Genomic DNA, 6,696 nt, shown 5'->3' with positions numbered 1-6,696 from the left:
TCGAATGTGGCGGAGAGATAGGGATTTGAACCCTAGATACGCTATTAACGTATGCCGGTTTTCAAGACCGGTGCTTTCAACCACTCAGCCATCTCTCCGAATTGTATCACCGCAAAGGATGATGGCGGTGAGGGAGGGATTCGAACCCTCGATACGTTGCCGTATACACACTTTCCAGGCGTGCTCCTTCAGCCACTCGGACACCTCACCACATTGTTGTATTGACGCCTTGCGTCTCAACGGCGGCTAATGTAATCACTTAGCGTATCAGGGTCAAGTGTTTTGCCGAAATCTTTTTTTGACTGGTGAGGAATAGGCCAAATTGTTCCAATGTCCAGCAAACCACTCATCCAGATATCTATCAAGGATGTTATACACTACAATTTAACACGTATTATCAACCTATTATCTCTCAGGCTATTTTAACCCAACAAGCAATTTCGCCTCTGGGTGCCTTGTATTTTGGAGTGTTATGATCGTCCGGCTATTTTCCGCTTTCACCTTTTTGGTGCTGAGCCTTACATCTACCTACAGCCATGCGCTCGAGGGGCATTATGATGTCTGGAACCAAACCTTGGATGAACAGATCCTACAGCTCAGAGCACAAGAGAATACACCTGAAATCGTCAAAGAGCTGGATACCCTGCAAAATGCTAAGGGGATGATTGAAAAAGCGATGGGGTTTGATGACAAGACCCAGAGCTACCGCCAGTTGATTGAAGAGTTCCCAGAGCTCACAGAAAGGCTCAGGCAACAGGTCGATAACTTTGCGACCACCAAGTTCCCCGACTTTAGCAATATGTCGCAGAAAGAACTGAGCGATACCATCAAAGAGCAAGATACCCAGATCAAACAGCTGGAACAAAGCCGCAACAACAGCAAGGATGAACTGGGTTCGATTGAAAAAGGGATCGATGAATTCTCTGTTCGCTCGACCCAACTGCGTGACTTGATCAAACAAGAAGAGCAAGCCCTGCGCCAAATCGAAAACCAACCAGATGCCAAGAACCAACAATTGGTCCATCAGATCTCCCACCAATACTATGTCAGCGAGTTGTATATGCTCGAGGCAGAGCAACTCAGTGCTGGCAACCGCCGCACATTGGTCAAACAGCGTATCCAACTGCAAAACCTGCAAGTAGATGCAAGGCAGGCGTACCGCAATAACTTACAGCGGGAACTCTCGCGCCAGCAGCGCCTAGATACGGATCTCTCCTCAGAGCAAAGTGATCAATTTGATCTGGATTTAGACGGGCAACCAGACAGCCTGCGCCAGCTGACTATCAACAACAAGCGCTATATTGCGGCCTTAAAAGCTATTACCACCCAGAGTGAACAGGTACAACAGAGCCTGACGGCTACCCGCAAGCAAATCCGTGAAGTCGACAATACTGCCGATGATTTGGAAACCATGGCAGAGTGGCTCAAACTCAGTCCTGCATTCAGTGAAAACCTCCGGACGCGCATCAGCCGCTTGCCAGCCAACCCACCCATAGAGCAGTTGGACAAGGATATTGCCCAAAACCAGATAAAAAAATATGAATACCAACAACTTTCAGATGCCCTTCGGGATAGAGCATCTGCGCCCGGCACCGAGGGGCTGACTGAAAAGCAACTACTACAGGAAACGGCACTGATTGAAGCCAACCAAATCCTGCTTGAAAAGCTCATCGACCAAACCGACACCTTGATCTACCAGCAGGCAACACTCAAAGTGTCCTACGAGCAACTCAACAGCAACCTTAACGAGCTGCAAACCTCAGCTAACAAACAGTTATTCTGGGCACCGGATACCAACCCAGTCAGTGTCAGGTTTGTGATTGCCACTTGGGAAAAACTCAAATGGTTCTTTTCACCCTACCAATGGATTGGTTTCGTCAAATTTCCGGCCGTTGCCGATAAGGTCAAACTGGCATTCGCCCTGACTATTATTGCGGTGATCATCCTAGGCCTAAACTGGTGCCGCAAATACTGGAAGCGCTTCCTTAGCGATACCAGCAAGAAAATCGGAAAAGTCACCCAAGATAAATTCCGCTATAGCTACAGCAATGTTTTTTTCTCATTTTTGCTGGCATGGCCAATACCGATTATCGTCGGGCTAGTCGGGCTGATTTTCTCCAGTGGCTGGCAGTACCCGTTCGTCCATCACCTTGGGCAAGCGCTCACCGTCCCGATGGCCCTTGTGATGTTCTGCTTCATGCGTGAGATAGTGCGCCCTAACGGTTTGCTCATCAGCCATTTCGGTTGGGAAGAGGATCTCATCGGCCGCTGCTTCACCCACTACAAGCGGCTGCTATGGGTTTACCTGCCAATGATGGTGATCCAGCAATTTGCCCACCTCTATAGTGATATTGATGTTAATGCGACCCTTGGCAGGCTGGCGTTTATCATCAGCAATTTATCCATCAGTTATTTCTTGTGGCGGATGTGCCAAGAAAAACTGCCAATGACTTACGGTGATCTTCCCGAAGGCAAAGCACATATCGGCCACCATGTATTCTGGTGGACCCTGATTTTGATCCCACAGGGGCTCAACTATACCGCGCTAAACGGCTACCTATCCTCCTCTCAGGATGTGATGCACAAGCTGGAGTACTCTGCTGTTCTCGGGGTTGTCACCATATTGATCTACTACCTCGTCAAGCGCTTGATGCTGATCCAGAAACGTCGCTTGGCATTTGAACGCGCCAAGGCCAAACGTCAGGAAATCATTGCCCAACGTATCGCCGAGATGGAGGATGATAAAGATGAGCACCATGGCAGCAATGAAATGCAAATCGAGATTGAAGAGCCGGAAGTTGACCTCGATAAAATCAGTGCCCAGTCGCTGCGCTTGCTGCGCACCTTGCTGCTGCTGATTTACCTCGCTTTCCTCTCGACGGTATGGGCCGATTTCTACCAGGCTATCTCCTACCTAGGTGATCTCACCTTGTGGGATGTGACCAATACAATCGATGGTATCGACGAACTGAGTGCGATATCGGTGAGCAGCGTGTTACTGGGGCTCTTGGCTTTCTGGTTAACGGGAATCTTTGCCCGCGACTTGCCCGGTGCGATGGAACTGTTGATACTCCAACACCTAGATCTGTCCCCCGGCACTGGTTACGCCATCACCTCATTGACCCGCTATATCGCCATTACTATGGGGATATTGATTGGCTCAAGCATGGTCGGCTTTGACTGGTCGAAAATGCAGTGGCTGGTAGCGGCATTGGGTGTCGGCCTCGGTTTCGGCTTGCAGGAAATCTTTGCCAACTTTATCTCCGGCTTGATCATCCTGTTTGAAAGGCCAATACGGATTGGAGATACGGTGACCATTCGAAACCTGACTGGGATAATTGCCAAAATCAATACCCGTGCAACAACCATTGTCGATTTCGACCGTAAAGAAGTGATTGTTCCGAACAAGGCCTTCGTGACCGAGCAATTCATCAACTGGTCGCTATCCGACCCTATCACCCGTGTCACTTTGTCGATCAGTGTGAATTACTCGGCCAATACGGATTTGGTCACCAAGCTATTGTTCGAAGCGGCTGAAGAATGTGAGTTGGTACTGGATAACCCAGCGCCTGAAGTCTTCTTCCTAACGCTGACAACCGACAGCCAGAATTTCGAAGTCAGGGCCTATGCGGCAGAGACAGCCCACCGCCTGAGCCTGACACACGACCTACACAACCGTATCAAGCAAAAGTTCAATCACCATGGTATCCAGATAGCCAGCCCGCAGTTGGAAATCCAAATGAAGCGCCGCCGGACGGCAAAAAGTTAAAGCTCAGTTGGCACCTCAGAAAAACGAAAAGCCCCTTATGGGGCTTTTTAATGGATCTATTTCGATGCACACGAAGCTCTATAATAAACCCTGCAATGTAAAAAGCCCCTTACGGGGCTTTTTTTAATTCTTTCTAGCTGCTCGCTCATTCTGCATTTGAATATAGCTTCCCAAATGCATCGAGGCTGGCTTGCCCCGCAGGATGTATGGCAGCTCTGTTGGCTGCATTGTTGCTTTGCTGGTTGGGCGCATTCTTACGTAAAGAACGCGGAACATGTTTTTGGCGACACCTTGGCAACAGCGGTCTACCCAAGAGAAGAAGCGACCGAAAAGACCAATTTTCACCCACAGGACAAACTGACTAACGCCTAACATTGCTGCTAGCGACCAATGTACCTCAATCATATTACTTCCCCATTAATTATGTTTTTGCTTGCAGAACTGACTGAGGTAACTATGCCAGTAAAATCATGAACAATATCCCTATGCCTGTAACTGAATTTAACCTGAACTGGCTCCTGCGACCTGTAAAAAACCATTTTTGGAATCAAAGATCTCAACCCTGAAAACAAAACATCAAGTTAACACAATACAATACTACAAATTTAACTTACTGATTTAGCGGGTAAATATTAATTAGGCACAAATCATGCAATAACAAAAAGTTAACAATTTGTTTTGTAAGCGATCTTTTCTTTGATGTATATCAATTTTACAGCCTTTCATATCCATCACAAACAGAGATATGTTTTTACAATCAGAAACAGCTTGTTCAATACTTATCCGAGCACTTTCGCGCAATTTAAAAGCAGATAACCGCAAATAAACTTAAAATAATGGATACTTGGAGTTTGACTAGATAGTAGAAAAGCGTGCTGTCGCACTAAAGTGAGGGACAACTGGGTAGAAATAGAAAAAACCCCGAAGGCAAAACCTTCGGGGCTATAGAATTAGATAGTGATTAGGCAACGAGGCCAAAGTGACTTTTACGCTTGCTGGTAGTATCCAGGAACACGGAACATACGGCGGCACATTTCAAGGAACTGGCCATAAACGACACCCAATGCACCTGAGACGAACGCGTTACTTGTCACCGCAGTGATGATTTGATCAAAGTCAGCACCGACGACTAGCAAGATACACGCATATACTGGCGACTGGAACAATACATAGGCCAACATGTCCGAAATGCCTTTCATCCAACCTGTCGCCGATAGCTTCATGCCTTGGCGGATCATCATGTCACGGAACACACCATACGGCCAAGCAATCGCGATATTGACCGGAATAGACAGTGTTCTTGATGCGAGTGACTGTTCAAATGTCATGCCGGATATAAACACTTCTATCATCATGCCTGTAATAAAACTAAAAATTACCATTGCAAAAGTATCAGCAGCAGCACTTCTTACGTTAAATGGCCCTTTAACAGACATAACCAAACCTCAAAATATAGTGAATAAGACCAATGATAAAAAACATGACAGTTAGAAAAACTGGATTATTACCACCCACCCAGTCAATGCGCGTATTAAAACAGAGAAATAACAGAATTACCCACCAAAGATCTAATTTGTTTGTAAGTTTACAACTACTTTCAGCTCAGTATTTGGCATGATCAGCTACTTTGGCGCCAGTCCCGTGCCACAAAGGCTAAAACCCGTCTATATAATGCCCAAAACCATCCCTTTACTGGGCCATTCGAGTACCAATTGCAGGGTTTAGTTATGAGTTTTAAACGCCATAGAGCAGAAAGGAAGGTAAGAGCGCTCAGAAGCATTATTAATGAAAGCGTCTAGCACCTGTTTAACGGATGAAAATGACACCCATAAGCTACTGTTTTTAATAAATTTAATGTAAAAATAAAAGTAGCACCCGTTTGGGCTTTACCGGAATATCTCATAAGCACAATTTTGACTAGCAATATCAGGCTAAATTTTCATTAAAAGACAGGAAATTATTCAACACTAACCAGAAAATCCATTGCTGGCTGCAATAAATGACATTAAAGATCATTTATTCAGATGCTTTGGTTGGTCAGATAAAAAGAAAACCCCAGCACGAGCCAGGGTTTGAAAACGGGACAAACTTGGTGCGTTGCCTCTGCACCATGCTGCGATAGAACGCAGTTATTGGTAGATAAGGTGCTTCAACGCATCAACAATCGGATAATCAGCGGGACACAGGGCGTAACCAGTAATCTCATCACACCCTACCCACTTGGCATCTTGGTGACTGTGTAGGACAAGTTCACCCGAGACCCAATGCGTCAGGTAGCCTTTTAAATGGATAACCTTGTCACCATAATCGAACACACTGTCAGCCAGGAACTGTCCAGTGGTGGTTTCGATAGCCAACTCTTCTTGAAGCTCACGCTCCAATGCTTGCGCATCGGTCTCGCCGGCTTCGACCTTGCCGCCGGGAAACTCCCACAAACCACCTTGGCTAGCGTTTTCAAATCGCTGGGTCAGCAAATACCTTCCCTGCTTTTCAATCACACCAGCAACGACCAAAATCTCTGGCTTTGCCATGTTCTGCTCGACGCCCACCGTTTTACTTCCCGCAGCACTGCTTGAACTTATTGCCACTTCCGCAAGGGCAAGGATCGTTTCGGCCTGTTTCCTTGAATGGGTTAACAGCCTGTGCCGCATTGCCCTGCTGTAGATCGTCGGCAGCCATTACCACTTCGGTCAGCATCAATGGTAGCTGGGTGTAGAGTTCTGCTGGTGCAGGCATGCCGGTAACCCCAGCTTCTTGCATCTGAGCCAAGGTATTTTCCTCGTCCAGCATCAGCATCAAAGTAGTGATTAATGCCGATAGCATACGCATAGTGCCATCATTTAATGGCTGCTCAGCCCAGTTCGGCTCGATATGCGGCCATACCGCTAGGAAACCCTCGGCAAATTGCTGCATCGCCTCTGTCAGTT

The 6,696-nt window shown here is 46.9% G+C and carries 5 protein-coding genes and 2 tRNA genes; 1 reads left to right on the top strand and 6 read right to left on the bottom strand.

Annotated features, from left to right (window positions below; all coding sequences use genetic code 11):
- Positions 1-7: 7 nt before the first annotated feature.
- Both BIZ37_RS28840 and BIZ37_RS28835 read right to left on the bottom strand, forming a co-directional pair.
- Positions 8-98 (bottom strand) — tRNA-Ser (locus BIZ37_RS28840).
- Positions 99-122: 24 nt separating this feature from the next.
- A tRNA-Ser gene (locus tag BIZ37_RS28835) sits at positions 123-210 on the bottom strand.
- Between the two features lie 262 nt (positions 211-472).
- Between BIZ37_RS28835 and mscM the strand changes: the two genes are divergently transcribed.
- Positions 473-3,769: a miniconductance mechanosensitive channel MscM gene (gene mscM / locus BIZ37_RS28830; protein WP_187464466.1), complete on the top strand. Its 3,297-nt coding sequence runs from the start codon at positions 473-475 to the stop codon at positions 3,767-3,769.
- A gap of 123 nt (positions 3,770-3,892) precedes the next feature.
- Here the strand turns inward: mscM and BIZ37_RS28825 are convergent, their stop codons facing one another.
- The 4 genes from BIZ37_RS28825 to BIZ37_RS28810 all read right to left on the bottom strand — a co-directional run.
- Positions 3,893-4,174, bottom strand: coding sequence for a hypothetical protein (locus BIZ37_RS28825; RefSeq protein ID WP_107299152.1), 282 nt, complete (start codon positions 4,172-4,174; stop codon positions 3,893-3,895).
- Between the two features lie 581 nt (positions 4,175-4,755).
- Positions 4,756-5,205 carry an L-alanine exporter AlaE gene (locus BIZ37_RS28820; RefSeq protein ID WP_187464465.1) on the bottom strand — a complete coding sequence of 150 codons (450 nt, stop codon included), beginning with the start codon at positions 5,203-5,205 and terminating at the stop codon, positions 4,756-4,758.
- A 693-nt stretch (positions 5,206-5,898) separates the two neighbouring features.
- Entirely contained in the window at positions 5,899-6,300 is a 402-nt protein-coding gene (locus BIZ37_RS28815; protein WP_187464464.1) for a (deoxy)nucleoside triphosphate pyrophosphohydrolase, read from the bottom strand.
- A 22-nt stretch (positions 6,301-6,322) separates the two neighbouring features.
- Positions 6,323-6,696, bottom strand: a 374-nt coding sequence (locus BIZ37_RS28810; protein ID WP_187464463.1) for a YecA family protein, incomplete at its 5' end; no start/stop codon positions are given.

It is taken from the genome of Photobacterium sp. BZF1, from assembly GCF_014349205.1.
In the GTDB taxonomy this organism is placed as follows: Bacteria; Pseudomonadota; Gammaproteobacteria; order Enterobacterales; family Vibrionaceae; genus Photobacterium.
The sequence above is the reverse complement of the archived record's forward strand: the minus strand, read 5'-3'. Positions and strand labels throughout refer to the sequence as shown.

Bases quoted from the DNA above. Each gene is read 5' to 3' on its own strand.
- mscM (WP_187464466.1), top strand. From the start codon at position 473: ATGATCGTCCGGCTATTTTCCGCTTTCACCTTTTTGGTGCTGAGCCTT.
- BIZ37_RS28825 (WP_107299152.1), bottom strand. From the start codon at position 4,174: ATGATTGAGGTACATTGGTCGCTAGCAGCAATGTTAGGCGTTAGTCAG.
- BIZ37_RS28820 (WP_187464465.1), bottom strand. From the start codon at position 5,205: ATGTCTGTTAAAGGGCCATTTAACGTAAGAAGTGCTGCTGCTGATACT.
- BIZ37_RS28815 (WP_187464464.1), bottom strand. From the start codon at position 6,300: ATGGCAAAGCCAGAGATTTTGGTCGTTGCTGGTGTGATTGAAAAGCAG.